Below are 26,716 nucleotides of genomic sequence, written 5' to 3'. Positions count from 1 at the left end.
AATGGCGGCAGTAGAATTCGACAACGTTTCCATCGTTTTTGGCGACAAACCCGCCAGCGCCTTGCCGATGATGGACAAGGGCTGCGACCGGGCCGAGGTGCAGGAAGCGACCGACCAGATCCTTGGTGTGCACAATTGTTCCCTGACCGTCGAAGAAGGCGAGATTCTTGTGCTGATGGGTCTGTCAGGCTCTGGCAAGTCGACGCTTCTCAGGGCAGTGAACGGGTTAAATCCCGTCGTGCGCGGCGCGGTGAAGGTGAATGACGGGAAGGGACTTGTAGACGTCACCAATGCAGATGACGCCACCTTGAGAGGCCTTCGTCAGAACAACATCGCCATGGTGTTTCAACAGTTCGGCCTGCTGCCATGGCGCACCGTGCGTGAGAACGTGTGGCTGGGTCTGGAACTCTCGGGCATGTCGAAATCCGAACGTTCTGAGCGCACTATGGAACAGCTAGAATTAGTTGGCCTGTCTGACTGGGCCGACCGCAAAGTCGGGGAGCTCTCGGGCGGAATGCAACAACGCGTCGGCCTTGCGCGTGCCTTTGCAACCCAAGCGCCGATCCTCTTGATGGACGAGCCGTTCTCGGCGCTTGATCCTTTGATCCGCACAAAGCTGCAGGATGAATTGCTAGAGCTGCAACGAGATCTCAAGCGCACGATTATCTTCGTGTCTCACGATCTGGATGAAGCGTTCAAAATCGGCAACCGCATCGCAATCATGGAGGGCGGCCGGATCGTGCAATGTGGCACTCCGCAAGAGATATTCTCTGCCCCCGCCAATGATTATGTGGCGGATTTCGTGGCCCATATGAACCCGCTGGGCGTGCTCTGCGCGCGGGATGTTCTGACGCCTGCCGGAGATGCGCCTGAAAAGACGGTGGCACCTGATACAGACATCCGCGACGTGATGAAACTGATCGGTGAAACCGGGTCGACCGTCGGTGTGATGGAAGACGGTAAGCTGATCGGCGAGGTCACAAAAGAGCGGGTGCTCAGCAAGCTGCTTGATCCGCGCAGCTAACGCGCATCACAGACCGCAGCGCTTGCCAAACCCGTGGTGGGTGCTGTGGTCATGCCAAACCGCGCGACTTCAGCGGCAGACATCCAATGCATCTCGTCTGCGCCTGCCGCGTCCAGCGTGAACCAATAGAACGCGCGCGGCGTGCCCATGACGTCGTAGTAGCTTAGATATTCTTGATGGACGGGGTCAGAGCGCGGGACATCGCGTCCCTCGACATCCCCGCCCCAGCTGTGCACGCCAACACAAGCCCCCGGCGCAATCTGCCGTGTGACACCTGCGAGAAACAGGTCCGTGCCGCCTGATGCAATCAAACCTTGCGAGGGCACAACAGTGGTGAACCCGCGTTTTCGCACTTCGCGGCTGAAAATCAGGTTGGCTTCGTCGTCGACGGACCCTTCGACCATTTCCAGGACCAGAGTCTTTGCGTTGGGGTGGCGTTCGGTGATGTCCAGAAACCGATCCAACGTCCCCGCGTCAATTGCACCGCGCGCGACGATGTCCGAGCCATCGCTGGTGAATTGCATCGGTTCATAATCCGTGCCGATGCAGGCACTCAGCGCTGCAATGGGGATAAGGCAAAAAAGGCGTTTCAGCGAAATCATGGCTAAGTTTGTGATGCCAAGCCTGCCTTCGTCAACGTTCAAGCTGCATAAAGCCCCTCAATCGCCTCGCCATAGGCTTCGGTGATCTTGGAGCGGCGCACTTTCATTGTGGCCGTGACTTCTCCATCATCGTGATCAAGTTCCTTGGGTAAGAGCCAGACCTTCTTGATCTGCTCCACCCGCGCGAGGTTTTTGTTGCGGGCCGCGACTTCGCGGTCAACCAGTGCGACGATATCTGGGTTTTCGGCCAAAGACCGGAAGGTTGTATAGGAAATCCCCTTGCTTTCGGCCCAAAGCCTGACCGTGTCGAAATCAATTTGGATCAGGGCCGAAACATAGGGGCGTTTATCGGCAATCACGATGCATTCTTTGATGTAGGGGCTAGCCTTCATCGTGTTTTCAATCAGCGACGGCGTCAGGTTTTTACCCGCCGCATTGATCATGATGTCCTTCTTGCGGTCCACGATGGAAAAGGAGCCATCGGGAAGCGCTTCGGCGACATCTCCGGTGTGCAGCCAGCCGTCTACGAGCGTGTCGGCGGTGGCTTTGTCGTTCTTGAAATAGCCTTTGAAGACAATAGGGCCTTTGACCAAAAGCTCTCCGTCTTCGGCGACTTTGGCTTCCATTTCGTCTGGAAAGAACCCGACGCGCCCGTCGCAATCGCCCCAATTTGGTTGGATCGAGGCCGCGCCCGAGGTCTCTGTCATGCCCCAGACTTCGCGGATATTCACGCCGATGCCGCGCAGGAACACCAAGAGGTCTTCAGAAATGGGCGCGGCGGCTGACAGCGCGATTTTGACGCGGCCTAGGCCGAGATAGGAGCGGATATGGCGATAGACCGTTGCATCCCAGAAGCTGTTGGCGATGCGTTGGGTAAGGCTCCATTTGCTGCGCGGGGTTTTGCTGCGCTTGTGGGCCGAGGCCAGCGCGATCTCGGTCAGGCGACGTTGAATCGGATTGGCGGTTTTGATCTGCACCAAAAGGCCCGCCTGCATCTTTTCCCATATGCGCGGCACGCCAAAGAACAACTCTGGCGCCACGTCGCGCAGATCCAGCGTGATGGTCCTGAGGCTCTCGCCAAAGTTCATTGTGCGTCGGGCGGAAAGGCAGTTCACCACGGTCATATTCTGTTCTGCCACGTGACAGAGCGGCAGGTAGCTGAGGATGTTCACATCGGCGGGCAGGCCTTCGAACAGATCCAGAGCGAGGCGCATGGCGGCGTAGAAATTGCCATGGCTGATTTCCGCAGCCTTCGGCGCCCCGGTCGAGCCAGAGGTAAAGACCATCAGCGCCGTATCCTCGGGCGTGATCGCGTCACTTCGGGTTTGAATATCCGAGGCATGTTTCGGCAGGCTAGTCTGCCCCATCGCCTGCATCTCATCAAAGGACGTGAGCTTGAGATAGGGTCTCATCCGCAGCCCTTTGGGGTCAAAGACCACCAGTTGCCGCAGGTTCTTGGCGCGGTCGCCGAGCTCTACGATTTTGTCGAATTGTTCCTGATCCTCGATGAACAAAACTTCGGTTTCCGAGGCGTTCACGAGGTGGTCGATCTCGGCGGCGGGGCTGGTGGGGTACATGCCCACGACGATGGCGCCCACGGCTTGCGCTGCGAATTGCGTCAGCACCCATTCTTGACGGTTCTCTGACAGCACACCGACTTTGTCGCCAGGTTTCACGCCCAGTTCGATCAGGCCTGCCGCCAGTTCTTTGACGATCTCATCCAGCCGCGCCCAGGTGATCTCGTTCCAGACCCCATAGCGTTTCTGACGGATCGCAACCCTGTCGGGGCTCTGCGCACCGTGTTCGGCAATGACCTGAACCGAGGTGCGGAAGTTGTCTTTGGTGAATGTGGTCATCGACATCCCCTAGCTCAGCCAGCGTTTGCGGCGTTTGTAGTGTTTCACATCGCGGAAACTCTCGCGGGCTTCGCCTTCGGTGGCAACGCCGAGGTAGAAGCTGCGCACATCCGGATCGTCGCGCAATTTCGCCACATCGCCTTCCATGACGATCTGGCCGCCTTCCATGATGTAGCTGTAATCGGCGACCGAGAAGGCGACATTGGCGTTCTGTTCGACCAATAGGATCGAGACACCATCCTCGGCGTTCAGCCGTTTCACGGTGTCAAAGATCTCGGCGATGACCTTGGGCGCGAGGCCCAGCGAAGGTTCGTCCATCAGGATCATCGAAGGCTTTGCGATCATTGCGCGGCCAAAGGCCAGCATCTGCTGTTCTCCGCCTGACAGGTAGCCGGCGATCTGTTTGCGGCGCTCTTTGAGGCGCGGAAAGAAGTCATAGACGCGGTCGTAATTCGGTTTCACATCCCGACCACGCAACGCATTGGCGGCGGCGATGAGGTTTTCTTCGACGGTAAGTTCGGTAAAGATCCGCCGCCCTTCGCGGATGTGAAACAGGCCTTCATGGACCAAGGCGTCTGGGGTGAAATCCTCGACCGGTTTGCCTTTAAAGGAAATCCGCCCCTCGCGGATCTTTCCGTTCTCAAGCTCCAGCAGCCTTGTAGCGGCTTTGAGCGTCGTTGTCTTGCCCGCCCCATTGGATCCCAACAGCGCGACGATCTTGCCTTCGGGGGCTTCCAAAGACAGCCCACGCAGCGCTTGGATGGTGTGGTGGTAGACCACTTCGATATTCTCAATCGTCAGCATCTTGGGATCCGGTTTAAGGGGTGCGGAGCAGCGCGCTTGGGCTCTGGCCGAGCCCAAGCGCGCTGCGGTTGCGTCTGGGTTAGACCGTCAGCCAGTCAGAGGTCGGTGTGAACAGACGGCTCTCTGCCGAGTACTGATACACGCGGCCCGTGCCGACTTTGTTGTTCTCAACCGAGATATTTGTGCCGAAATAGCCGCCTAGATCCACGTCTTTGATCGTCGCCAGCGCGGCGGCCAGATTATCGGCGGTCGGTGCCTTACCCATCTCTGCATTGCGACGCAGTGCGATGGTCAGGATGTCCAGCGAGGCAAAGGCCTGAATGCCCCAGGTCGGGAAGTAGTTCTCAAGCGGCGTGCCCGCCAATGCGACTTTTGAGATGGCTGCGATCTGCTGTAAGCGCGGCGCGTTTTCCGTGTCGTAGGAATAGCGATAGGGCATCACGCCCTGATACCCTTCGAGGAATGGTCCGGCTTCGGCGGTCACACGGTCGGCGATCAGCTTTTCCATGCCCCAGAAGGTGCCCATGAATTTTGTCGCCAGACCGAACTGACGCGCACCGCCAATGAGCTGCGGCCAGACGCCGGTCACATAGCCCTGAAGGATACAGTAATCTGGGTTCGCCTGTGCGATCTTGGTCACATGGGTTGGGATATCCGCGCCCTGTGGCTTGGTGGATTCCACCAGTACGACCTCTAGGCCGAGTTCGGCTGCTTTGGCCTGACCTGCTTTGATTGGGTCTGTTCCGAACTCGGTGTTGGAATGCACAAAAGCTACCGTCTTGCCGCCCTTGGCTGCGATGTCTTGCAAGAGGATGTTGAACTGATCCTCATAGGTCGGGCCGGACATGAACTGATAGGGATGGGTCTCGGGGTTCGCCAATTCCGTGGCAAAAGACGTTGACGTCATCATCCGCGCCTGATCGCCTTTCAGCTCTGGGCCGACCAGTTTCATGAAGCCGGTGGAGTCCCCATAGTAGGCCACGACCTTGTCGCCTTCAGAGGCCAAAAGGCGCTGATAGTTCGCCAGAGCGTTCTGCGGCACATAGCCTGAGTCCTCGGTCGAGAACTTGATCTTGGTACCGGCAATGCCGCCTTCGTCATTGATGATTTTCTCATAGAGGCTGAAGGCCGGCGCGATCAGCTGGCCAGCTGTTGCGAAGGGGCCTGTCAGCGGCAAGGACGCCCCGATGATGAACTCGCCCGACATCGCACGCAGGTAGGCGGGCATGCCAAGGGTCGCGGTTCCAGCAGCCGCGCCCGCCAGGACGCTGCGCCGTGTCATATTGAACTTCGTCATAATTTCCTCCCAGTTGTTGTTTTATCCGCGGGCGAAGGGCCAGCGATTTATAGCGCGAAACACGCGGTCCGAGATTTGGGTCATCCCGAGTGGTTCGAACATGATGAATCCTATGATGAGCAGGCCAAAGATGATCTCTTGCAGCGGCGCGCGGAACTGTGCGGCTTCGATGGAATCTCCGGCGATGGCCGAGAGGATCACCTTCAAGAGCTCTGGCGATAGAACGATTACCAAGACGCCAAAGACCGGCCCCATGGTGCGGCCCATGCCGCCGACGATCAGCGCGGCGACCAGTTGCAGCGACAGCAGGAGCTCGAATTGTTCCGGCAGCACGCGGGCATAGAAATAGGCCATCAAAGCGCCCGCCAAACCGCAGCAAGCTGCCGAGATCGCGAAGCTTGTCAATTTGTAGCGCAACAGTGAAATTCCGAGAATTTCGGCGGAATAGTCTCTTTCTCGGATCGCGATGAATGCGCGGCCCACGCGGGTGCGGAAGAGGTTTTGCACCAAGAGCACGGTCGCGAAGGCCATCACCGCGATCAGGATAAAGACCTCGCGTTGCGTGTCCAAAACCCAGCCAAAGATGCTTGGGTCGACTGTGGTCAGACCGGTCTTGCCTCCGGTCCATGGGGCGAGCGCGTCGAGTTCAATCAGAAAGATAATAATGAAATTCGCGCTGAGGGTCGCAACCGCCAGATAAACGCCTTTGACCCGCAAAGACGGCAGGCCAACGACCAATCCGATGACGGCGGCGAGGGCCATGGCTCCGGGGATGGTCAAGAAAGGCTGAATCCCTTCTGGGATCGACAGGGCTGTGGCTGCGTGATGCAGGATGGTGACGCCATAGGCGCCGATGGCGACGAAAGCGGCGTGGCCCAGGGACATCAATCCCGTGTAGCCCGTCAATACGTTCAGCCCGACCACGGCCACCACCATGATACCGACCTGACAGGCAACCAAAATCACGTAGTCATTTGCAAAGATCGGCAGCAAAGCCGCCAAAACCGCGAGCCCCCAAACGAAGGAAAACTTATAGCGATTGTCGACGATCTTCTCGTCCGCTGCATATGTCGCTTTGAGGTTGCCGTTGATCATATGCGTTCAATCTCTTTTTGCCCCAAGAGGCCGTGCGGGCGGATCAGGATAACAATAAGGACGGCCACATAGGGTGTGATCTCGACCCAGTCGCCGCCGAGTTGCCATTGGGCGAGCGCCTCAAGGATGCCGACCGCCATGGCCGAGATGAAAACGCCGACAAAGCTGTCGAGTCCGCCCATGAGCACGATCGCAAGGACTGAGAACCCGAAGAGGCCAAGCGCCGGAGACACTCCATCCCGCGCCGCAAGGATCGCGCCAGCAATCGCACCGGTTGCGGCGGCAAGCACCCAAGCGTTTGCGAAAACGCGGGGCACCGAGATGCCCATGGAATAGGCGGTGGATTGGTCCTCAGAGGCGGCGCGCATGGCAACACCCGATGTCGAACGGCGCAGCCAGATCACGATGGCTGCGAAAATGACCAGCGCGAGGCCCATGCTGACAAGGTTGGCTCCGAAGATGAAGATTTTGGAGCCGAAAACTTCGAACCTCAGGGCGGGGTTGGGCGCGAGGTGGGGCACAGAGGCTGCGTCTCCGGTCCAGATCATGCTTTTCGCACCAGAGAGAACCGAGATCAGGCCGACGGTGATCATGATCATTGCGAAGTTGGATTGCCCCAAAAGCGGGCGCATCAGGAAGCGTTCGATCAAACGCGCCAAGATCGACGATCCGATGATCGCGCAGATCAGGCCAAAAATGATGCGCGGCAGTTTTTCCAGCCACGCGAGCCAAGCGGCTTCGGGCGAGAACATCTGCGCTTTGGATTTCGCGTCCACCAGCCACTCGGGTTGGAACAAGAGATCTGGAAACCAAGGGGCCGCGGGTAGGAGCACTGCGAAGGTGTAATACAGATAGGCCCCGATCATGATCACATAGCCATGCGCGAAGTTCACCACGCGGGTCGCTTTGTAGATCGCGACAATCCCCAAAGCGATCAGCGCATAGATCGCGCCCGCCATCAGACCGTTGATAGCAAATTGCAGAAACTGTCCCATCAGGCCGCCTGCCCGAGGTATGCGTCGATGACCTCTTTGCTTTGCGCGACTTCTTGCGGTGTGCCCTGCGCGATCTGTTGACCAAAGTTCAGAACCACCACGCGAGAGCAGATATCCATAACCATATGCATGTCATGCTCGACCAAGAGGATCGTCGTGCCGAATTGTTCCTGCACATCCAGAATAAACCGCGCCATGTCGGCGGTCTCTTCACGGTTCATACCGGCGACGGGTTCATCGAGCAGAAGGATCTTGGGCTTCATCGCCAAGGCGCGTCCCAGCTCGACACGTTTTTGCAGACCATAGGGCAGGGCGGTGATCGGAGCTTTGCGGACATGGTCGATCTCCAGAAAATCAATAACCCGCTCTTCGAGATCGCGGCGGAGTTCCAGCTCTTCTTTCTGGGCGGATCCGAAATACCGCAACGCCGACCAGACATTCGCATTCAGCCGCGTATGGCAACCCAGTTTGATATTGTCCAAAACGGTCATGCCGCGAAACAGGGCGATGTTCTGAAAGGTGCGCGCGATGCCCAAAGCCGCGCGAGCGTCCGGTTTCAGGCTCGAGATATCCTGCCCCTCAACCGTCACGGTTCCAGTGTCCGGCTTGTAAAACCCCGAGATCACATTGAAGAGCGAGGTCTTCCCCGCTCCGTTCGGACCAATAATACCGGTGATCTCGCCGGGCGCGGCCTCAAAGCTCACGCCTTGGAGTGCGCGCACGCCTCCAAAAGACAACTGAATGTCGTCTACCTTTAACAAATTTACCCCTCCCAATGCCCTTCCGTTTGATCGGAAATTAGGCATGTTGACTTTAGGCTAAATTACCTGACTATAAAGTCAAGTCTGCGACTTTCATATTGGGAATGAGGGACTATGGTGCGCCCCGATGTTTCCGAATCCATGACCGGAGGACCAATGGCACAGGGTGGTGCGCAAATCGCGACAACGACGTCTCCGTTTAAACGGGACGCGCTGCGTATGCGCAAAGTTGACTACATTCGCCAGGTGGCGAGCGACCTGTTTAACCGCAAAGGGTTTGATGCGACTTCTTTGGATGAAGTGGCTGAGATCATTGGGATTTCGAAGCCATCGATCTACTATTACTACAAGAATAAATCCGAGCTTCTGCTCGACTGCTACACCCGCACGTTGGACATTTGTGAGTCCTTGATCGAAGAGGCTGAAGCGCAGGGTGGCACGTCGCTGGACAAGCTCTGCTACTTCACCAGAGAGCTGATTTACCTGAATTGCGCCCATGGATCGATTGCCATTGTCAGCGAGCTGAATTCGGTACCTGATGCTGCAATCGAGGGCCTTCGCAAGCGCAACACGGCGCTGACAGAGAATCTCTTGTCGCTGACCAAGAACGGCGTTGCGGACGGGTCGATGCGGTCAGACATTGGGAAGCCGACGATCTATTTCATCATGGGGGGCGTGAACTGGATTCCACGCTGGCACCGTGAGGACGGCACGATGTCGGCCGAAGATATTGCCAATTCCTACACCGAGTTTTTGTTGCGTGGAGTCGCGGCGCCTGACGGAAATTGAGATTTCGACGCGACAGATACCCGGACTGCGCTAGAGTTAAGTACTCTGCATCAGAGGAAGGGGAATTTCGTGTCTCATATCTGGCGGCGACTTCTGTGCGTTTTTGTATTTGCGTTCGCATGCGCAAGCCCTGCGATCGCAGAACGCGAATTGCATATCGTGGCCGTCGGGAAAGGCTGGCTTGCATCCGGAGATTTCACCAATCCACCCCGCGCCAAAGTATGGGTAGACCGACCGGGCGTATCGGTTGTTTTGGTTCTGCTGGATCGGGGGGCTGTGGAATGGCAGATAGAAGCCTCTGACCAGAGTGTCATCGAAACCATCATCCTAGGCGGGCAAGAGGCCAAACCATTGGCAACGGGCGTTATTCCCAAGAGCTCTATTCTGTTTCACGACCTACCATTGCCGATGGACAAGAACACGGACTTGCCGTTCATAGACGGCTTTCTCGGTGGACCTTATCGCAATCTGCTAAATCGGCTTTTTCAAGAGACCGACGTCCGAGGAGCGGGCAGTGTTCAAGTCCGCAGGCAAGCTCCGGAGGGGGCGATTTCTGTCTCAACTTTGAACCAAAGCAGTCGCAGACCTGTCGGTTACCTCGAGCCTCTCGTGGGCCAGACCACGGATTTGCCAGGACGCCTGCAGGCGTATCTGGCGAACCCTTCGCATAGCGACGCACCAAAGGCGACGTTCACACCGACGGGCATGCGTTTTGAAACAGGCGAGGGAACCAAGATTTTCCCACTTCCAGAAGATGTAGAGCGACCGTTTCTGCCCAATGGCGCGTATTATGACGCTGAAACCAAAGCCATTTTTGGTGTCACATTTGGTGGCCCGGGGTGGCTTTATCGTGTCGAAGTGGAAAGTGGTGAATGGGACGTTGTCGAAAATTTGCGCGGCTACGATGCGGCGGGGATTTTGCGTGACTCTGACAATGATCTCTTTGTTTTGACAGGCGCGCGTAGTCGCCCCGGAGAAATCGCGCTGCTGCGCCTTGGGGAAAGCATCGAAACCGTCCTGTTCGAAGTGCGTGCCTTGCCTGGTTTCACGGATCTCTACGCCTATCCGAATGCCTTTCCCCCAAGGCTCAAGCCTCGCGTTTATGAAGACCAATGGTTGATCGCGGAGGCAACGAGCAAGCTGGATGAAGGGATTACCGGCTATGGAAAACACCGACTCTATGCGTTGAATCTGGCGACACGCGAGGTCAGGTTGCTGGCATTCACGAATTTTGAGTGAGCAAGACAGCCGGAATAACTTGGCGACCCCGGTAGGATTCGAACCTACAACCTGCCCCTTAGGAGGGGGCTGCTCTATCCAGTTGAGCCACGGGGCCAGCCTGTCTGTTGGCTACCCCAATCGCAAACCAAATACAAAGCGGTTTTCCTGACCACTTCCCCCTCTTTCGAAATCCCGCTAAAGGGAATGGGAAATTAGGAGCAGTCCAATGTCGATGAACAGTTTTGGCCATCTTTTCCGCGTCACCACTTGGGGTGAAAGCCATGGGCCTGCGTTGGGCGCGACGGTGGATGGCTGCCCTCCGAATGTCCCGGTAACGCCCGAGATGCTGCAGGTCTGGCTCGACAAACGCCGTCCGGGTCAGAACAAGAACACCACACAGCGCAACGAGCCTGACGCGGTGAAGATCCTGTCCGGTGTCTTTGAGGGCAAATCGACCGGCACGCCGATCCAGCTGATGATCGAAAACACGGATCAACGCAGCCGGGATTATGGCGAGATCTCGCAGACTTTCCGTCCGGGACATGCCGACATCACCTATCACCAGAAATACGGCAATCGTGACTATCGCGGCGGCGGGCGCAGTTCGGCGCGCGAAACGGCCGCGCGGGTAGCGGCTGGCGGCGTGGCGCGTGAGGCGATCAAGGCACTGGTGCCGGGCCTCGAAATCAAGGGCTATATGACCAAGATGGGCGCGATGGAGATTGATCGTGAAGCCTTTGACTGGGACGCGATTGATCAGAATGACTTTTGGATCCCGCAAGGCACCGACGTGGCGCAAAAGTGGGAAGACTACCTGCAAGCTTTGCGCAAAGAGCATGACTCGGTCGGTGCTGTGATCGAAGTTGTCGCGCGTGGTGTGCCTGCAGGGATTGGGGCTCCGATCTATGGCAAGCTGGACACAGATCTGGCGGCGGCGATGATGTCGATCAATGCGGTCAAAGCGGTTGAGATCGGCGAAGGCATGGCGGCGGCGGGACTTAAGGGTTCGGAAAACGCCGATGAAATCTTTATGGGAAATGACGGGCAACCCGTCTATTCGTCCAACCACTCGGGCGGCATTCTTGGTGGGATTTCCACCGGTCAGGATGTGGTTGTGCGGTTTGCGGTGAAACCAACGTCCTCGATCCTCACCCCGCGCCAATCGATCCGCAAGGACGGTAGCCCGACCGAAGTCATCACAAAGGGCCGTCATGACCCGTGCGTCGGCATCCGCGCGGTGCCCGTGGCCGAAGCGATGATGGCCTGTGTGATCCTTGATCACTTGCTGCTGCATCGCGGTCAGATCGGTGAAAACCAAGGCAAGATCGGCTGATGGAGGCCCTTCGCGCACAGCTTCGCGCGATTATCCAACGGGAAATGCAACAGGATCCAGCGCATGATATCGCGCATTTGGATCGGGTTTGGGCCAATGCGCATCGGATTGCCAAGTCTGAACACGGTGTGAATTTGCGCGTGCTCTTGGGGGCTACGTATTTCCACGATCTGGTGAATCTGCCCAAAGACGCGCATAACAGGGCCGAGGCCTCTCGGATGTCCGCCGAGAAAGCAGCGCCGTTTCTGACCGACCTTGGGTTCACCCCGGATGAGATCAAAGCAGCGCAACACGCGATTGCGGCCCATAGCTATTCGGCGGGAATTCCTCCGGAAAGCTTTGAGGCCGAGATCCTGCGTGATGCTGATCGATTGGACGCTTTAGGGGCCGTTGGGATCGCGCGTACCTTTATGGTGGCGGGAACCATGGGGCGGCCCTTGTTGGACCCCAATGACCCGTTCGCGGCGGATCGAGATCTGGATGATCAGCTTTGGTCGATTGACCATTGGCATCTCAAGCTCTTGCAACTGCCGCATGAGATGGTGACCGAAAAGGGCCGCAAAATCGCGCGCAAGAGGGCGCGCCTTATGCTGGCCTATTTGAAACAATTGGCCAAGGAAATGGATACGGATCTGCCCGACCATTGGGCCAAATTGTTGCAATGATTGATATTCTCTACATCGTTCTCCCGATCTACCTGGCCATCGCGCTTGGCTTCACACTGGTAAAAACCAAAGCGTTCAGCGACAGCGATATGCGCATCATTGGACGCTTTGTGATCAACGTGGCGTTTCCGGCTTTGATCTTTCAGGCGATGGCGACACGCCCCCTGAGCGAGGTTTTGAACGCCGACTACATGCTGCCCTATGCCCTGAGTGGTCTGGCGGTCATGGCAATAAGCTATGTGACGTTTGGCGCACTGGGGTGGGAGACAAAAATTCGCGCGGCAGGCGTGATGGGGTCTAGCTGTCCGAACAATGGTTTTGTTGGGTATGCGTTTTTCCTATTGGCAATGCCGGACCTCGCGCCGGTGATCCTTGCGCTCAATCTGGTGGTTGAAAACCTTCTGATCGTGCCGCTGTGCATGATGCTGATGCGCAGCGCGGAAACCGAGCGCGGTGGGGGGCTTCGGCGGATCGGTCGGATTTTCCTGTCTGTTTTGAAAACGCCTTTGATTATTGCGCTTTTGACTGGGACATTGGTGAACTTCCTAAACATTCCCGTTCCGGGTCCGGCGAAACAGTTCATCAGCATTCTCGCGGCCGCCGCCAGCGCCTTGGGGCTCGTCGTGATCGGCGCCGCTTTGGCCTCCCTCCCGCCCGGCACGAGTTTTGTGCGTGCGGGACAGGTTGTGAGCGCCAAGATCCTGCTGTCTCCGGCGATTGCCTTTGCCATCACATATGGCCTGACAGCTGCCGGTGTGATCGCCTTGTCGCCCAACCTTTTTGCCGCTGTCATCCTGTCTGCGGCGATGCCGACCTTCGGAATCTTTGTCGTCTTCACACAGCGTCTGAACCTCGAAGGCTTCGCGAGCCTTGTTCTCTTTGGCTCGACCCTTGGGGCCTTCGTCACCCTAAGTGCACTTTTAACTTGGTTGACCTGACCTCTTGTCATTCCGCTGTCTGAGGCGCATGGTCCGCGCGTAACCCGAAGGATTATTCATGCCCTCCAGTCGCGGTATCCTGTTTAAGGTGATCGCCCTCTTTTTGTTTTCGATCATGGCGTCCCTGGTCAAAGCCTCGGCCCCTCATGTGCCGTCTTACCAAGCGGTGTTTTTCAGGTCGTTTTTTGCGATGCCAATCATTCTGATCTGGCTTGCGCAACGGCATGATCTGCGAACCGGGTTAAAGACCCAGAACCCCTTTGGGCATCTGTGGCGCGGGTTGATTGGGACCTCAGCAATGGTCATGGGCTTTTCCGCCCTTGGTATACTCCCTTTGCCAGAAGTTACAGCGATTGGGTTCGCGGCACCCTTATTCACGGTCATACTGGCGGCACTTTTACTGGGCGAGACCATCCGGATATTTCGCTTAACCGCATTGGCGATCGGCTTGATTGGGGTCGCCATAATCATTGCGCCGCGTCTGACTGTGTTCGAACTGGGCGGTATTGAAAGCATCATGCTGATCGGCGCTCTGTTGGCCCTGGGGTCTGCATTCCTGCGCGCTTTGGCGGTGGTTCATGTAAGGCGCTTGGTCAAGACCGAAGAGACGGCTGCCATCGTCTTTTACTTTTCGCTTACAGCAACCTGCGCGTCTTTGGCGACCGTCCCGCTGGGTTGGGTTTGGCCCGAACCGAGAGAGTTTGTTTTCCTGATCTCGGCGGGTTTGGTCGGCGGGGTCGCCCAAATTTTCCTGACAACGGGCTATCGATATGCGCAGGCCAGTACTTTGGCCCCGTTTGACTACCTGTCGATGCTGTTCGCTTTGATTATCGGCTATTTCATTTTCGCCGAAGTGCCAACTGTTGCGACCCTCGCGGGGGCGTCAATTGTGATTTTTGCAGGCATTCTGATTATCTATCGTGAGCGAAAACTGGGGCTGGAGCGCGGTAAAGCGCGGCCCACGGTGACTCCGCAGGGGTAAGTAAAAAGCCGGGCGCTGGGCCCGGCTTTAAAACCTTGAGTTTTACCGCGCTTACGCCCGCACCAAAGCCTCATAGCTTTCCGCGATATCGCGGGTGATGTCGCCGACCTCGAAGGTATGCTCTCCGATCTGGCCCACTGGGGTGACCTCGGCGGCGGTGCCGGTCAGCCAGCATTGCTCAAAACTGCCGAGCTCTTCTGGCATGATGTGGCGCTCATGGACGGTGATGCCTTTGTCCTTCAGCATCTGAATGACGGTCTGGCGGGTGATGCCGTTCAGGATCGCGTCTGGGATCGGCGTGTGGACTTCGCCGTCTTTCACGAAAAAGACGTTCGCGCCGGTCGCTTCCGCCACATAGCCGCGATAGTCGTAAAACAGCGCGTCCGAGCAGCCTTTCGCCTCGGCGGCGTGTTTGGACATGGTGCAGATCATGTAGAGGCCGGCAGCCTTGGCAGCCGTTGGGATGGTTTCAGGGGACGGGCGTTTCCATTTCGCGATATCGAGTTTCGCGCCTTGGAATTTCGCGTCGCCATAATAAGCGCCCCATTCCCAAACCGCGACAGCAACGCGAACAGGGTTCTTTGAGGACGCAACGCCCATGTCGTCACCCGCGCCGCGCCATGCAACGGCACGTACATAGGCGTCGGTCAGGCCATTGGCCTCAAGCGCTGCGTATTTCGCGGCTTCGAGTTCTTCGACGGTGTAGGGGATCGGCATATCCAGCATCTCGCCGGACTTCAGCAGGCGCTCAGAATGCTCAACGCTCTTGAAGATCTTGCCGTTGTAGGCGCGCTCGCCCTCGAAGACAGAGCTTGCATAGTGCATCGCGTGGCTCAGGATGTGGACGTTGGCCTCGCGCCACTCCACCATTTCGCCGTCCAACCAGATCTTGCCGTCGCGATCATCATATCCGCCTGCCATGGTACACCTTCCCTTAAGCGTCGCCTAAAACACTTTCATTTATGTCCGATCCGGTCATAAATGACTCCAAAACTGGAAATCGCTACCAATTCACTCTTGGAGTGTCAACAAGGCTGACGTACTGTCGGCCTGAGGCTTGCGAAGATAAGAACGGGTCAACGGCAATGGGCGACACTTACGGCGGAGAGAGCCTTTTATTCCTGACAGATGAACAGCTGCGTCAGGGGATTGAGGCGATGTATTTCGCATACCGCGGCTTTACAGCGGATCCTGATCGGATCCTGGCAACGATGGCCTATGGGCGCGCGCATCACCGCGCGATCCACTTTATCAACCGCGCACCGGGCACGACTGTGACCAATTTGCTCGATATTTTAGGGGTCACGAAACAGTCTCTTAATCGTGTTTTGCGCACGTTGATCGAAGATGGTCTGGTCGAAAGTCATGTTGGAAAGACGGACAAGCGCGAGCGCAATTTGTATCTGACCGAGGAAGGCGTGGCGCTTGAGGCGCGGCTGTCTGATGCGCAACGGGTGCGGATGCGGGCGGCCTATCGTGACGCGGGCCCAGAAGCGGTTGCCGGGTTCCGGCGGGTGCTGGAGGCCATGATGGACACCGAAATGCGCCGAAAGAATGACGCCCTAAGGGATGGAGGATCCTGATGGACCTAGAGCCACATCTGCTGATCGTTGACGACGACGAGCGTATCCGCGGCTTGTTGCAGAAATTCCTGATGCGGAATGGGTTTCTGGTGTCGGCTGCGCGCGATGCGGCCCATGCGCGGCGGATCCTGTCTGGGCTTGAGTTTGATATGATCATCCTCGATGTGATGATGCCCGGTGAGGATGGCGTAAGCCTGACAGCGGCCATTCGGGAGACCTCCAAAACGCCGATCATGCTGTTGACCGCCAAAGGGGAAACCGAAGACCGGATCAAGGGGCTCGAGGCCGGGGCAGATGACTACCTTGGCAAGCCGTTTGAGCCCAAAGAGTTGTTGCTGCGCATCAACGCGATCCTGCGGCGGATGCCCGAGAAATCCGAAGCGGATCTGGTGCCTAAGGTGCTGAATTTGGGGCCAATTCGCTATGACATCGAACGCGGCGAGATGTGGCAGGGTGACACGCCTGTGCGGCTAACGGCGACGGAAAACCAATTGATGAAGATCTTCTCGGCCTGTCCCGGCGAGGCGGTGAGCCGCGCGAAACTGGTTGAGGATCTGGGTCGCGACAGGGGGCAAGCGCAGGAGCGCGCGGTGGATGTTCAGATCACGCGCCTGCGTCGCAAGATTGAAACGGATCCAAAGCAGCCGCGTTACCTGCAGACCGTGCGGGGCGCGGGCTATATGCTAGCGCCTGATTAAGGTTGCCTCTGACGAGGCAATGCCTTCGGCGAGAGTATTTTGAGCAAGATGAAAGAGGGGGCATCTGTGGCGACTGCAGTTTATTTTCATGAAGATTGTCTGAAACATGTGACACCTGCGGGGCATCCAGAACAAGTGGCGCGACTGGAGTATATTGCGCGGGCTTTGGAAGGTGTGTCGGGGTTGGATCGACGCGCGGCGCCGGAGTGTTCGGATGCGGATATCTTGCTCTGTCATCCGCAAAGCCATCTTGATGCGATCACAGCTGCGGAGCCCGCGTCAGGGTCGATTGCCTTGGATGGCGATACGCATATGTCGCCCGGGTCTGTCATGGCGGCTCGGCGTGCGGTTGGGGCGAATGTGGCGGCTGTTGATGCTGTTTTAGGCGGCGAGGTCGGCAATGCTTTTGTCGCGACGCGGCCGCCGGGGCATCATGCGGAACAGACGACTCCGATGGGGTTCTGCCTCTTTGGCAATGTGGCGATTGCGGCGAAACACGCGATGGAGCGACATGGGTTGAACCGGGTGACCATCGTGGATTTTGATGTGCATCACGGGAACGGGACTCAGGCGCTTTTGTGGGACGAGCCGCGCGCGCAGTTCTTTTCCAGCCACCAAAGCCCTCTTTGGCCGGGGTCTGGGAATCCCAATGAGACCGGCGGGCACAACAATATCTGGAACCATCCGCTGGCTCCGCATTCTACGGGTGTCGAGATGCGCAAACTCTATGAGCGCGAAATCCTTCCGGCGATAGATCGGTTTGAACCCGAGCTGATCCTGATATCTGCAGGGTTTGATGCCCATGCAGATGACCCTCTGGCGCAGCTCAATTGGCAGGCCGAAGATTTCGTCTGGCTCACGCAAGAGCTGTGCAAACTGGCAAATCGCCATTGTCAGGGCCGCGTTGTCTCGACTTTGGAGGGCGGATATGATCTGAGGGCTTTGGCCGCGTCCGTGGCCGCCCATGTAGAGGTCCTGATGGAGAACGCGCAATGAGCGATACCCCTGTTTCCGAGATGTCATTTGAACAAGCGATGGCCGAGCTTGAGCAGGTCGTGGGCAAACTCGAGCGCGGCGATGTGGCGCTTGAGGACAGCATCAAGCTTTATGAACGCGGGGCCGAGCTGAAGGCGCGCTGTGAGGCGAAGCTGAAGGAAGCCGAGGAAAAGGTTGCGGCCATCACATTGGATGGTAACGGCGAGCCCTCTGGGCTGAAGCCTGTCGAAGGGCTGTAGAGTGTTTCAAACCCGTCTGCAGGAGGCCGCGACGGCGGTCGAAGCGCATTTGCTGCAGGTGATGGCGCCGATGGGCGAACTGCCCGTTGTTGAGGCCATGCGCTATGCGACGGCGCGCGGCAAACGGTTGCGGGCGTTTCTGGTGCTGGAATCGGCGCGGTTGCATGGGATTGACGCGGCGCAGGCGATCTGGCCCGCGACGGCTATTGAGGCGATGCATGCCTATTCCTTGGTGCATGATGATCTGCCCTGCATGGATGACGACGACATGCGGCGCGGCCTGCCGACGGTGCATGTGAAATGGGACTATGCGACGGCGGTTCTGGCCGGGGATGCTCTGCAGACGTTGGCCTTTGAATGTGCCGCGCATACCGAGGTCAGCGACAGCGCCGAGGTGCGCGCGGATCTGGCGTTGAGTTTGGCGCGGGCTGCAGGTGCTCAGGGCATGGTTTTGGGGCAGGCCTTGGATATGGCGGCTGAGACCTCTGATGTGCCTCTGACGTTGGAAGAGATCACGGCACTCCAGGCAGGTAAGACCGGGGCGCTTTTTGCGTGGTCGGCAACTGCCGGTGCACGGATGGCGGGGGCGGATACAGCTCCGCTTAAGGCCTATGCGGATGCCTTGGGTTTGGCCTTTCAGATCTGGGATGACGTTCTTGATATCGAAGGGGATGCCGAGAAGGTCGGTAAGACTCTGGGCAAGGATGAAAAGGCCGGAAAGGCGACTTTTGTGTCACTTTTGGGCATGGATGCGGCGAAATCTCGCGCCCGCGACCTTGTTGAATCCTGTGCCAGCGCCCTAGATCCTTATGGTAGCGATGCCGATACCTTGCGAGACGCCGCCCGCTTTGTTATCGCGCGGGACAGCTAATTTTAGGGACCAGCCATGTCGGCCAGACCAGACACGCCTCTGCTTGACCGGGTGAACAAACCCGAAGACCTAAAGCACCTCAGCGACGCCGAATTGGCGCGGCTGGCAGATGAGCTGCGGGCCGAGACGATTTCAGCTGTGTCTGAGACAGGTGGGCATTTGGGCGCAGGGCTTGGCGTTGTTGAGCTGACCGTCGCGCTGCATGCGGTGTTTGACACGCCCAAGGACAAGCTGATCTGGGACGTCAGCCATCAATGTTACCCGCATAAGATCCTGACAGGGCGTCGGGATCGGATCCGGACATTGCGGATGAAAGATGGTCTGAGCGGGTTCACCAAACGCTCTGAGTCGGTGTTTGATCCCTTTGGGGCGGCGCATTCCTCGACCTCGATTTCAGCGGCTTTGGGGTTTTCCGTCGCGCGGGATTTGGGCGGTCAGTGCGACGGCGGTTTGGGCGACGCAATTGCGGTGATTGGCGATGGCTCGATTTCTGCGGGCATGGCCTATGAGGCGATGAACAACGCGGGCCATTTGGGCAAACGCTTGTTTGTGATCCTCAATGACAACGACATGTCGATTGCGCCTCCTGTGGGGGCGATGTCCTCCTATCTGAGCCGCCTCTATGCGGGTGAGCCGTTTCAGGAATTGAAAGCGGCGGCCAAGGGGGCGGTGTCTTTGTTGCCAGAGCCGTTCCGTGAGGGGGCTAAGCGCGCCAAGGATATGCTCAAAGGCATGACGGTTGGCGGGACGCTCTTTGAGGCGCTGGGCTTTTCCTATCTGGGGCCGATTGACGGGCACGATATGGAGCAGCTTTTGCCTGTGTTACGCACGGTGCAGGAACGGGCGACCGGGCCGATGCTGCTGCATGTTGTGACGCAGAAGGGCAAGGGTTATGGGCCGGCTGAGGCTGCGCGGGACAAAGGCCACGCGACGGCGAAGTTTGACGTGCCGACCGGAAAACAGCAGAAGGCGCCAAGCAACGCACCAAGTTATACGAGCGTCTTTGGCCAGACCCTGACCGAGATGGCCGCAGAGGACGACAAGATCGTCGCGGTGACGGCGGCGATGCCCGATGGCACGGGGCTGAACCTTTTTGCAGAACGCTACCCGAGCCGATGCTTTGACGTAGCGATTGCCGAGCAGCATGGGGTGACCTTCTGTGCCGGTCTCGCGGCAGGGGGGATGAAACCCTTCTGTACGATGTATTCGACCTTCCTGCAGCGCGGCTATGATCAGGTTGTGCATGATGTGGCGATCCAGCGCCTGCCAGTTCGTTTCGCGATTGACCGCGCTGGCTTGGTTGGCGCGGATGGCGCGACACACGCGGGCAGTTTTGACATTGCCTATATGGCGAACCTGCCGGGTATGGTTGTCATGGCAGCGGCGGATGAGGCCGAGCTTAAGCATATGGTCGCGACGGCTGTGGCGCATGATGAGGGTCCGATTGCTTTCCGCTATCCGCGCGGTGAAGGCGTGGGCGTTGAACTGCCAGAACGCGGCGAAGTTCTAGAGATCGGCAAGGGCCGCATGATCCAAGAGGGCAAACGTGTGGCGCTCTTGTCCTTTGGCACACGCTTGGAAGAGGTGCGTAAGGCGGCGGAAGCCTTGGCGGCGAAAGGTATCACGCCTACGATTGCGGATGCGCGTTTTGCCAAGCCTTTGGACCGCGACATGATCCTGAGCCTTGCGGCGAACCACGAAGCTCTGATCACCATCGAAGAAGGTGCGGTTGGCGGCTTTGGCTCGCATGTGGCGCAGCTGTTGGCCGAAGAGGGCGTCTTTGACGGCGGCCTCAAGTACCGCTCGATGGTGCTGCCGGATATCTTTATCGATCAGGCCAGCCCGCGTGACATGTATGAGGTCGCGGCGATGAATGCCGAGCAGATTGAGACAAAGGTTCTGGATACTCTGAGCATCGCTCAGATCGGCAACAAAAGCGCCTGAGGCCACGCTAGGAATTGAGTATTTTTGGCAAGATGAAACCTATTTGGTTTCTTCTTCAAGCATGGCGTGCAGGGCGGATTTGAAGTCTGGGTATTTGAGCGCCACGCCCAGCTCGCCCTTGATGCGATCATTGCGGACGCGCTTGCTGTCGGAATAGAAGCTGCGGGCCATTGGACTCATCTCTGCCTCTTCGAAGGGCACAGCGGGCGGGGGCTCCATCCCGAGCAGGTGCGCGGCGTATTCCAGAACCACTTCTGGCGGCTGGGGGTCGTCATCGCAGACGTTGTAGATGCGGCCCGGGTTGGGCGCGTTGATTGAGGCTTCCAGAACCTGCGCGATGTCTTCCACATGGGTGCGCGAGAAGATCTGGTTCTTTTTGATCACGCGCTGGGCCACGCCTTTTCGCAGTTTCGCGAAAGGGCCACGGCCGGGGCCATAGATGCCTGCCAGACGAAAGACGTGGACCGGAAGGTCTGGGATATTCAGCCACTCTTGTTCCGATTTCACACGGCGCTGGCCACGTACTGTGGCGGGCTCTGTTGGGGAGGTCTCATCGACCCAGCCACCGTCATGATCTCCATAGACGCCCGTGGTGGAGAGATAGCCGACCCACTCAAGATTGGGCGCGGCTTTGGCGATGGCCTCATAGGCCTCACGCAAGATTGGATCGCCCTCGGCATCTGGGCCGGCAGAGGTCAGGAGGTGTGTTGCGTCCGCGAGAGGCTGGCGAATGTCGGAAGGCCAAAGCATTGGCTCGACCCCCTGTGCCTCTAGCTGCGCGAATTTCGCGGGTTTGCGGGTTGTGCCGATGACACGCCAGCCTTGCGGCACCAGTCGGTCTGCGAGGGCCTGTGCGGAAAATCCATGTCCGAGGGATAAGAGTGTCTTGCTCATGCGCTTCAACCTGATCTTTTGCGCCCTTGGTTACAAGGCCGCGGCGCTTGATTTTGCTTCAAAAAGCAGGTCATTTTGCCTCATGAGTAAAGATCAAGCACCTGGACTTGGGGCCGCCTACGCGCTGCAGACGCCCGAAGATTCCGTCCGCCTCTATGCGGATTGGGCGGACAGTTATGACAGCGACTTCGTGGCGAGGTCAGACTATATCCTGCATATCCAGGTCGCCCGGATGTTTGCGCAGCAGGGCGGGGATGGGCCGGTGCTGGATATCGGGGCCGGAACGGGGATACTTGCTGAAGCACTGGCGCAGAGTAAAATTGGCCCGATTGACGCGACAGATATCTCTCAGGAAATGCTCCACGTCGCTGAGGCTAAAAACATCTATCGCCGCCTCTTTACCGGAGACCTCACGCAGCGCCTGCCGGTCGAGGATGGAACATATAATGGGATCGTCAGTTCAGGCACATTCACCCATGGCCATGTTGGCCCGGACGCGCTTGACGAGGTGATGCGGATCACGAAACCGGGCGGTTTGCTGTGCTTGTCGATCAATGCCGAACATTACAAGGCGCAGGGGTTTGCGGCCAAGATCGAAGCCTTAATGCCTCAGATTACCGATCTGCAGCTTCCGCAACTGCCGATCTATGGGCCAAACAGCACGTCAGATCACAAAGACGATCTGGCCGTGATCGCGACTTTCCGCAAAGCCTGAGTTCATCTTGCTAAAAATACTCAAAACCCGACAGATGCGTTAAGAGGCAAGCATTTGATCCGTGCGCATACATCGCATCCCGCCGTAAAACCCGTCCAGAATATCCTGAAACACGGCAGGCGCACCATCGATACGCGAAAACAGCGTGGCCATGCTTTGCACTTTGCGCGCGTCCACGGGCCCTAAAACCGCCTCAGGCGCAGCTCCACGATGCGCCATCAAAGCCATAGACAGCTCTACCAATCGTGGCCCGAGCAACGGGTGCGCCAAATAAAAACGAGCCTCGCTGAGGTCAGCGAGGCCGTATTTGACTGATTTCACCGATGTCCCAAGGCCACGCAGTTGCGGGAACTCCCACCAGATCCAATGGCTCAGCTTTAGGCCTGCCCGCATTTCGGACAGGGCCTTGGCGTGGGTCAGCTCCTGAGGGCCGAGAAATCGTTCTAAATCATTTGGTCCGTTCAACGTCCCTTCCAAACCGGATCGCGCTTTTCGGCAAAGGCCTTGGCGCCCTCCAGCTGGTCCTCACTGGCATAAAGCACGTCTACCGTGCGCAGCTGGCGTTTTGTGATGCGGTTCATCGCATCCTGGAACTTGCTGTCTTCGGCGTCGCGCACAACTTCTTTGATTGCAGCATAGACCAGTGGCGGGCCAGAGGCCAAGAGGCGCGCGAGCTCCCAGGCGCGGTCCATCAGTTGATCCGCAGCCACGATCTCGTTGACCAGACCCCAGCGGTTGGCTTCTTCGGCGTCAAACCAACGGCCGGTCAGCAAGAGTTCCATTGCGATGTGATAAGGAATGCGCTTTGGCAGTTTGATCGACGCGGCGTCGGCCACCGTGCCCGACCGGATTTCGGGAAGGGCAAAGGTCGCGTGGTCTGCGGCGATGATCATGTCGGCAGAGATCGCCAGCTCCAGACCGCCACCACAGGCGATGCCATTGACCGCCGCGATCACTGGCTTGTTCAGATCGCGCAATTCCTGCATGCCGCCGAAACCGCCGACGCCATAGTCTCCGTCGACTTCGTCTCCGTCTGCAGCGGCTTTGAGGTCCCAGCCGGGGCAGAAGAATTTCTCGCCGCCACCGGTGATGATGGCAACGCGCAGCTCTGGGTCATCGCGGAAATCGGCGAATACCTGACCCATGATGCGGCTGGTGGCCAGGTCAATCGCATTGGCCTTTGGGCGGTCCAGCGTGACTTCTAGGATCGCGCCTTCGCGGCGGGTTTTGACGGGGCTGTCGGTCATATCGTTTGTCCTTCCAACGAAAATGGGTCGAAATCCGCATCCTTATGCGGTGTGTATTCCGCCCAAAGCGCTGCGTCTTTTGCAGCCTTCGGGCCAAGGGTTCTTTCAATCACGGCGAGGCTCATATCCATGCCAGCAGAAACGCCTGACGAGGTCAGGATATTGCGGTCCTCGACCCAGCGGGCCTCGGGTTGCCAGTTGATGCCTGATGGGGCGTGATCGACCACCCAATCAAACGCACGTTTGTTGGTGGTGGCACGGCGGCCGCGCAGAATGCCCGCACTGGCAAGCAACAGCGAGCCTGTGCAAACGCTGGTGACCAGTTCCGCTTGCGCCGCCGCTTTGCTGAGCCAGCTCAGCAAAACCTCATTGTGACGTGCCGCGCGTGTGCCCTTGCCGCCCGGAACCAATAGGATGTCATAGCGGATCGGATCGGCAATAGAGTGATCGGGCACGACCTTTGGGCCACCCGAGGATTTCACCTGTGCGCGGGTCTCGCCTACGGTCAGGATTTCAAATTCCTCGCGGTGCATCGAGAACATCTGAAGCGGCCCGAACAGGTCGAGCATTTCAAAGTCTGAAAAGATCACCGCTCCGATTTTGCGCATGGGTTAGTCCTTACGGCGGATCAACGCGTCGACCGCAACCGCAGTTTCAGCGGTGCAGAGCAGCGGGTTGATCTCGATCTCCTCGAGCCCTTCGGCGTTTGCCATGACATAGTCCTGCACAGCGCGGATGGCTGCAAGCACGGAAGGCATATCCGCAGGCGCCGCGCCGCGATAACCGTTGAGCTGTTTGGCGATACGCAGCTCTGAGAGGGCTTCGGTGATCTCGGCATCACCGGCTGGAACGAGCAAAGAGCGCCCGTCCTGCAGAAGTTCGGTCAAGGTACCGCCCGCCGCGAGCGTCAGGACAAAGCCATGGGCCGGGTCTTTCACAACGCCGACCAAGAGTTCGGCGATGGTGCCGTCAACCAGCTCTTCGACAAGCCATGTCTCGCACGGCATGGCGTGGGCTGCGGCAATGGCCTCTTCCTTTGTGTCACGTGCCAGATAGACGCCGCCCACGTCGGACTTGTGGGCGAGGCCTTCGGCTTTGATCACGCAGGGCATGCCGACCGCTTCGATGGCTGCGGACAGGGCGTCTTTGCCCGGGGCCTGCTGAGCCTTGGGGATGCGCAGACCAAAGCCTGCGAGTGCGGTTTTGGCTTCGGCTTCGTTGACCAATTCAGGTGTGACCGTGGGGGTTGGCAAAAGCAGGGGGGCACGCTCTTCGCTTGGGCTCATCGCCGCGGCTTCGCAGGCGGCCATGGCCTCATTGAGGCCGGAAAAGGCGACGATGCCCGCTGCGGTCAGCTCTTGGGCCAAGTCTTCGGGCAGGAGTTCCGGCAGGGTGGCGACGAGGCCAAAGTTGCCGCCGGTTTGCTCTTTGGCGGCAATCAGGGCCTTGACGGTTTCCAGCCAGTCCTCGGGGTCTCCGCGATCCGTGCGGGGCAGATCGAGGATCAGCATGGTCATGGCGAGCTGCGGGTCGACCATGGCGGCAAAAGTCTTGGTCAGGGCAGGGACATCGCGCCAGATATAGGTGTGATAGTCCAGCGGGTTGGCCAAGGCGACCATCGGGCCGAGGGCGTCGCGCAGGTCGGTTTTCTGGCGGTCATTTAAGGGAGGGAAGACAAGATCGCGGCCATGGGCCGTGTCAGCAGCAAGGCTGGCTTCGCCGCCAGAGCAGCTCATTGTGGCGATTGTATTGGAGGGTAGCGGCCCCGTCACATGCAACAGCTTCAACGTTTCAAGGAAGGACGCGAGGTCATCCAGCCGCGCAATCCCAAGACGTTTCAAAAGCGCTGCGGCGCCTGCATCTCCGCCCGCAAGCGAGGCAGTATGAGACACAGTCGCCGCCTGCGCCTGCGCAGACTTTCCGACCTTGATGGCGACAATCGGCTTGTTCACGGATTTCGCGTAAGCCGCGAGCTCTTCCCATGCACGCAGGTCGCCGAAACCTTCAATATGCAGACCCAGAGCCGTGACACGCGAGTCATCCAGCAGCCCGCGGCCAAGTTCCGCAATGCCGATCTGGGCCTGATTGCCGGCAGTGATCATATAGGCGATCGGCAGGCCTCGGTTCTGCATGGTAAGGTTGATGGCGATGTTGGAGCTCTGGGTGACGATGGCGACACCAGTGTCTGCGCTTTGGCCGCCCTGTTGGTCGGGCCAAAGCAGCGCGCCATCGAGATAGTTGATAAAGCCGTAGCAGTTCGGGCCAAGGATCGGCATGTCTCCGGCGGCTGCCAGCAGCTTGTCTTGCAGGCCCGCTGCGTTTTCATCCTCGGCAGAGGCCTCAAGGAAGCCCGAGGCGAAACAGACCGCGCCGCCTGCGTTCATGGCGGACAATTGCCCAACAAGATCGACCGTGATGAAGCGGTTCACACCTAAAAATACGGCGTCCGGCGCGGACGGCAGGCCTGCAAGATCTTTGAAGACGGGCAGGCCCGCAAGCTCTTCGGCTTTGGGGTGCACGGGCCAGATCTCGCCTTGAAAGCCCATGTTTTGGCATTGTTCGATCACGGCCGCACACCAGGCGCCGCCGCCAACGACGGCAATGGATTTCGGGCGAAGTAGACGAGAAAGATCTCGGGTCATGTCTTTGGCTCACTGTTGGCGCAGAAGGTTCGTGCCTCCGGCGGGGATATTTTTGGCAAGAGAATAAGGTTTTCTTAACCAAGTCTCTGCATCGTCATTGTTGCGGTACAGGCGGGGACGCCGATGGCCGTGCAAGGGAAAGAGGTTTTCTTTCTATCGGGGGTGCCAGAAGGCGCCCCTATTTCTCTTGCGACAAATATCCCGCCGGAGGCAGTCCTTAGGGTGCGTCTGCGCGGTCCAGATGACCCAGATCGCGCGTGGGTTCGATGATATCTCGGACCCGTTGTTTCAGCTCTTTGGCGTCTGGAAAGCCACCGTCGCGTTTGCGTTCCCAAAGGAGCGCGTCGTCGAGGGTTATTTCAAACACGCCGCCGATCTCGCCGGGCACCAAGGTAACGCCACCGAGATCGTCTTTGAAGGTCTGCAAAAGCTCTTGGGCCATCCACCCAGCACGCAAAAGCCAGTTGCACCCGATGCAATAGGTGATCGTCACAACTGGCTTTGCGGCGGGGGTATCGCTCATGA

At 58.2% G+C, this 26,716-nt stretch carries 28 protein-coding genes and 1 tRNA gene; 14 read left to right on the top strand and 15 right to left on the bottom strand.

Going from position 1 to position 26,716, the window contains the following annotated elements; all coding sequences use genetic code 11:
* The first annotated feature begins 1 nt into the window (after position 1).
* Positions 2-1,024: a choline ABC transporter ATP-binding protein gene (gene choV, locus HZ995_RS05685; RefSeq protein ID WP_209357693.1), complete on the top strand. Its 1,023-nt coding sequence runs from the start codon at positions 2-4 to the stop codon at positions 1,022-1,024.
* Here the strand turns inward: choV and HZ995_RS05680 are convergent.
* The 7 genes from HZ995_RS05680 to HZ995_RS05650 form a co-directional block, all read right to left on the bottom strand.
* The gene (locus HZ995_RS05680) at positions 1,021-1,668 is read right to left on the bottom strand and encodes an alpha/beta hydrolase (protein ID WP_245168764.1); all 648 of its coding nucleotides are present in this window, start codon (positions 1,666-1,668) and stop codon (positions 1,021-1,023) included. The two genes, choV and HZ995_RS05680, sit on opposite strands and share 4 nt — an antisense overlap.
* Positions 1,665-3,482 carry an AMP-dependent synthetase/ligase gene (locus HZ995_RS05675; RefSeq protein ID WP_245168763.1) on the bottom strand — a complete coding sequence of 606 codons (1,818 nt, stop codon included), beginning with the start codon at positions 3,480-3,482 and terminating at the stop codon, positions 1,665-1,667. Before HZ995_RS05675 ends, HZ995_RS05680 begins: the two co-directional genes overlap by 4 nt.
* A gap of 9 nt (positions 3,483-3,491) precedes the next feature.
* Positions 3,492-4,286, bottom strand: coding sequence for an ABC transporter ATP-binding protein (locus HZ995_RS05670; RefSeq protein ID WP_209357691.1), 795 nt, complete (start codon positions 4,284-4,286; stop codon positions 3,492-3,494).
* A 79-nt stretch (positions 4,287-4,365) separates the two neighbouring features.
* Entirely contained in the window at positions 4,366-5,583 is a 1,218-nt protein-coding gene (locus tag HZ995_RS05665; protein ID WP_245168762.1) for an ABC transporter substrate-binding protein, read from the bottom strand.
* A 21-nt stretch (positions 5,584-5,604) separates the two neighbouring features.
* Positions 5,605-6,678, bottom strand: coding sequence for a branched-chain amino acid ABC transporter permease (locus HZ995_RS05660; RefSeq protein ID WP_209357690.1), 1,074 nt, complete (start codon positions 6,676-6,678; stop codon positions 5,605-5,607).
* Complete coding sequence (locus HZ995_RS05655; RefSeq protein WP_209357689.1) at positions 6,675-7,673, bottom strand: branched-chain amino acid ABC transporter permease; 999 nt, start codon at positions 7,671-7,673, stop codon at positions 6,675-6,677. Before HZ995_RS05655 ends, HZ995_RS05660 begins: the two co-directional genes overlap by 4 nt.
* A complete protein-coding gene (locus tag HZ995_RS05650) occupies positions 7,673-8,479 on the bottom strand; it encodes an ABC transporter ATP-binding protein (protein WP_209357688.1) in 807 nt (268 codons plus the stop codon). Before HZ995_RS05650 ends, HZ995_RS05655 begins: the two co-directional genes overlap by 1 nt.
* 69 nt (positions 8,480-8,548) lie before the next feature.
* Here HZ995_RS05650 and HZ995_RS05645 point away from each other — a divergent pair, with 69 nt between their 5' ends.
* A complete protein-coding gene (locus HZ995_RS05645; RefSeq protein ID WP_209357687.1) occupies positions 8,549-9,223 on the top strand; it encodes a TetR/AcrR family transcriptional regulator in 675 nt (224 codons plus the stop codon).
* A 69-nt stretch (positions 9,224-9,292) separates the two neighbouring features.
* The gene (locus tag HZ995_RS05640; protein ID WP_209357686.1) at positions 9,293-10,462 is read left to right on the top strand and encodes a hypothetical protein; all 1,170 of its coding nucleotides are present in this window, start codon (positions 9,293-9,295) and stop codon (positions 10,460-10,462) included.
* A 20-nt stretch (positions 10,463-10,482) separates the two neighbouring features.
* Here the strand turns inward: HZ995_RS05640 and HZ995_RS05635 are convergent.
* Positions 10,483-10,559: transfer RNA gene (locus tag HZ995_RS05635), tRNA-Arg, on the bottom strand.
* A gap of 111 nt (positions 10,560-10,670) precedes the next feature.
* Between HZ995_RS05635 and aroC the strand changes: the two genes are divergently transcribed.
* From aroC to HZ995_RS05615, 4 genes are read left to right on the top strand one after another with little or no spacing between them, the layout of a single operon-like run.
* Positions 10,671-11,777, top strand: coding sequence for a chorismate synthase (gene aroC, locus HZ995_RS05630; protein WP_209357685.1), 1,107 nt, complete (start codon positions 10,671-10,673; stop codon positions 11,775-11,777).
* Positions 11,777-12,442, top strand: coding sequence for an HD domain-containing protein (locus HZ995_RS05625; RefSeq protein WP_209357684.1), 666 nt, complete (start codon positions 11,777-11,779; stop codon positions 12,440-12,442). The genes aroC and HZ995_RS05625 overlap by 1 nt, the downstream gene beginning before the upstream one ends.
* Positions 12,439-13,380: an AEC family transporter gene (locus HZ995_RS05620; protein ID WP_209357683.1), complete on the top strand. Its 942-nt coding sequence runs from the start codon at positions 12,439-12,441 to the stop codon at positions 13,378-13,380. The genes HZ995_RS05625 and HZ995_RS05620 overlap by 4 nt, the downstream gene beginning before the upstream one ends.
* 58 nt (positions 13,381-13,438) lie before the next feature.
* Complete coding sequence (locus HZ995_RS05615; RefSeq protein WP_209357682.1) at positions 13,439-14,362, top strand: DMT family transporter; 924 nt, start codon at positions 13,439-13,441, stop codon at positions 14,360-14,362.
* 51 nt (positions 14,363-14,413) lie between these two features.
* Here HZ995_RS05615 and HZ995_RS05610 read toward each other — a convergent pair whose 3' ends face one another.
* Positions 14,414-15,283 carry a branched-chain amino acid aminotransferase gene (locus HZ995_RS05610; protein WP_209357681.1) on the bottom strand — a complete coding sequence of 290 codons (870 nt, stop codon included), beginning with the start codon at positions 15,281-15,283 and terminating at the stop codon, positions 14,414-14,416.
* Between the two features lie 164 nt (positions 15,284-15,447).
* Here HZ995_RS05610 and HZ995_RS05605 point away from each other — a divergent pair, with 164 nt between their 5' ends.
* From HZ995_RS05605 to dxs, 6 genes are all read left to right on the top strand, one after another.
* Complete coding sequence (locus tag HZ995_RS05605; protein WP_209357680.1) at positions 15,448-15,945, top strand: MarR family winged helix-turn-helix transcriptional regulator; 498 nt, start codon at positions 15,448-15,450, stop codon at positions 15,943-15,945.
* Positions 15,945-16,643, top strand: a complete 699-nt coding sequence (locus HZ995_RS05600; RefSeq protein WP_370393580.1) for a response regulator — start codon at positions 15,945-15,947, stop codon at positions 16,641-16,643. Before HZ995_RS05605 ends, HZ995_RS05600 begins: the two co-directional genes overlap by 1 nt.
* A 66-nt stretch (positions 16,644-16,709) precedes the next feature.
* Positions 16,710-17,639 carry a histone deacetylase family protein gene (locus HZ995_RS05595; RefSeq protein ID WP_209357679.1) on the top strand — a complete coding sequence of 310 codons (930 nt, stop codon included), beginning with the start codon at positions 16,710-16,712 and terminating at the stop codon, positions 17,637-17,639.
* Complete coding sequence (locus HZ995_RS05590; protein WP_209357678.1) at positions 17,636-17,878, top strand: exodeoxyribonuclease VII small subunit; 243 nt, start codon at positions 17,636-17,638, stop codon at positions 17,876-17,878. The genes HZ995_RS05595 and HZ995_RS05590 overlap by 4 nt, the downstream gene beginning before the upstream one ends.
* A gap of 61 nt (positions 17,879-17,939) precedes the next feature.
* A complete protein-coding gene (locus tag HZ995_RS05585; protein WP_209358167.1) occupies positions 17,940-18,749 on the top strand; it encodes a polyprenyl synthetase family protein in 810 nt (269 codons plus the stop codon).
* A gap of 15 nt (positions 18,750-18,764) precedes the next feature.
* On the top strand, positions 18,765-20,693 hold the full coding sequence (gene dxs, locus HZ995_RS05580; protein ID WP_209357677.1) for a 1-deoxy-D-xylulose-5-phosphate synthase: 1,929 nt from the start codon (positions 18,765-18,767) through the stop codon (positions 20,691-20,693).
* A gap of 39 nt (positions 20,694-20,732) precedes the next feature.
* On the opposite strand, the gene HZ995_RS05575 is transcribed toward dxs, so the two are convergent.
* Positions 20,733-21,587 carry an SDR family oxidoreductase gene (locus tag HZ995_RS05575; RefSeq protein WP_209357676.1) on the bottom strand — a complete coding sequence of 285 codons (855 nt, stop codon included), beginning with the start codon at positions 21,585-21,587 and terminating at the stop codon, positions 20,733-20,735.
* An 82-nt stretch (positions 21,588-21,669) separates the two neighbouring features.
* Here HZ995_RS05575 and HZ995_RS05570 point away from each other — a divergent pair, with 82 nt between their 5' ends.
* Positions 21,670-22,302 carry a class I SAM-dependent DNA methyltransferase gene (locus HZ995_RS05570; protein ID WP_209357675.1) on the top strand — a complete coding sequence of 211 codons (633 nt, stop codon included), beginning with the start codon at positions 21,670-21,672 and terminating at the stop codon, positions 22,300-22,302.
* A gap of 39 nt (positions 22,303-22,341) precedes the next feature.
* Here HZ995_RS05570 and HZ995_RS05565 read toward each other — a convergent pair whose 3' ends face one another.
* The 5 genes from HZ995_RS05565 to HZ995_RS05545 form a co-directional block, all read right to left on the bottom strand.
* Positions 22,342-22,767 (bottom strand): DUF1810 domain-containing protein, encoded by a 426-nt coding sequence (locus HZ995_RS05565; RefSeq protein WP_209357674.1) that lies wholly within the window; start codon positions 22,765-22,767, stop codon positions 22,342-22,344.
* A complete protein-coding gene (locus HZ995_RS05560) occupies positions 22,764-23,549 on the bottom strand; it encodes a carnitinyl-CoA dehydratase (protein WP_209357673.1) in 786 nt (261 codons plus the stop codon). The genes HZ995_RS05565 and HZ995_RS05560 overlap by 4 nt, the downstream gene beginning before the upstream one ends.
* A complete protein-coding gene (locus HZ995_RS05555) occupies positions 23,546-24,157 on the bottom strand; it encodes a DJ-1/PfpI family protein (RefSeq protein WP_209357672.1) in 612 nt (203 codons plus the stop codon). The genes HZ995_RS05560 and HZ995_RS05555 overlap by 4 nt, the downstream gene beginning before the upstream one ends.
* 3 nt (positions 24,158-24,160) lie before the next feature.
* Entirely contained in the window at positions 24,161-26,191 is a 2,031-nt protein-coding gene (locus HZ995_RS05550; RefSeq protein WP_209357671.1) for an acetate--CoA ligase family protein, read from the bottom strand.
* 217 nt (positions 26,192-26,408) lie between these two features.
* On the bottom strand, positions 26,409-26,714 hold the full coding sequence (locus tag HZ995_RS05545) for a SelT/SelW/SelH family protein (RefSeq protein ID WP_209357670.1): 306 nt from the start codon (positions 26,712-26,714) through the stop codon (positions 26,409-26,411).
* Positions 26,715-26,716: the final 2 nt, after the last annotated feature.

This window comes from Cognatishimia activa (assembly GCF_017798205.1).
GTDB lineage: Bacteria > Pseudomonadota > Alphaproteobacteria > Rhodobacterales > Rhodobacteraceae > Cognatishimia > Cognatishimia activa_A.
This window is presented reverse-complemented; position numbering and strand designations above follow the sequence as displayed.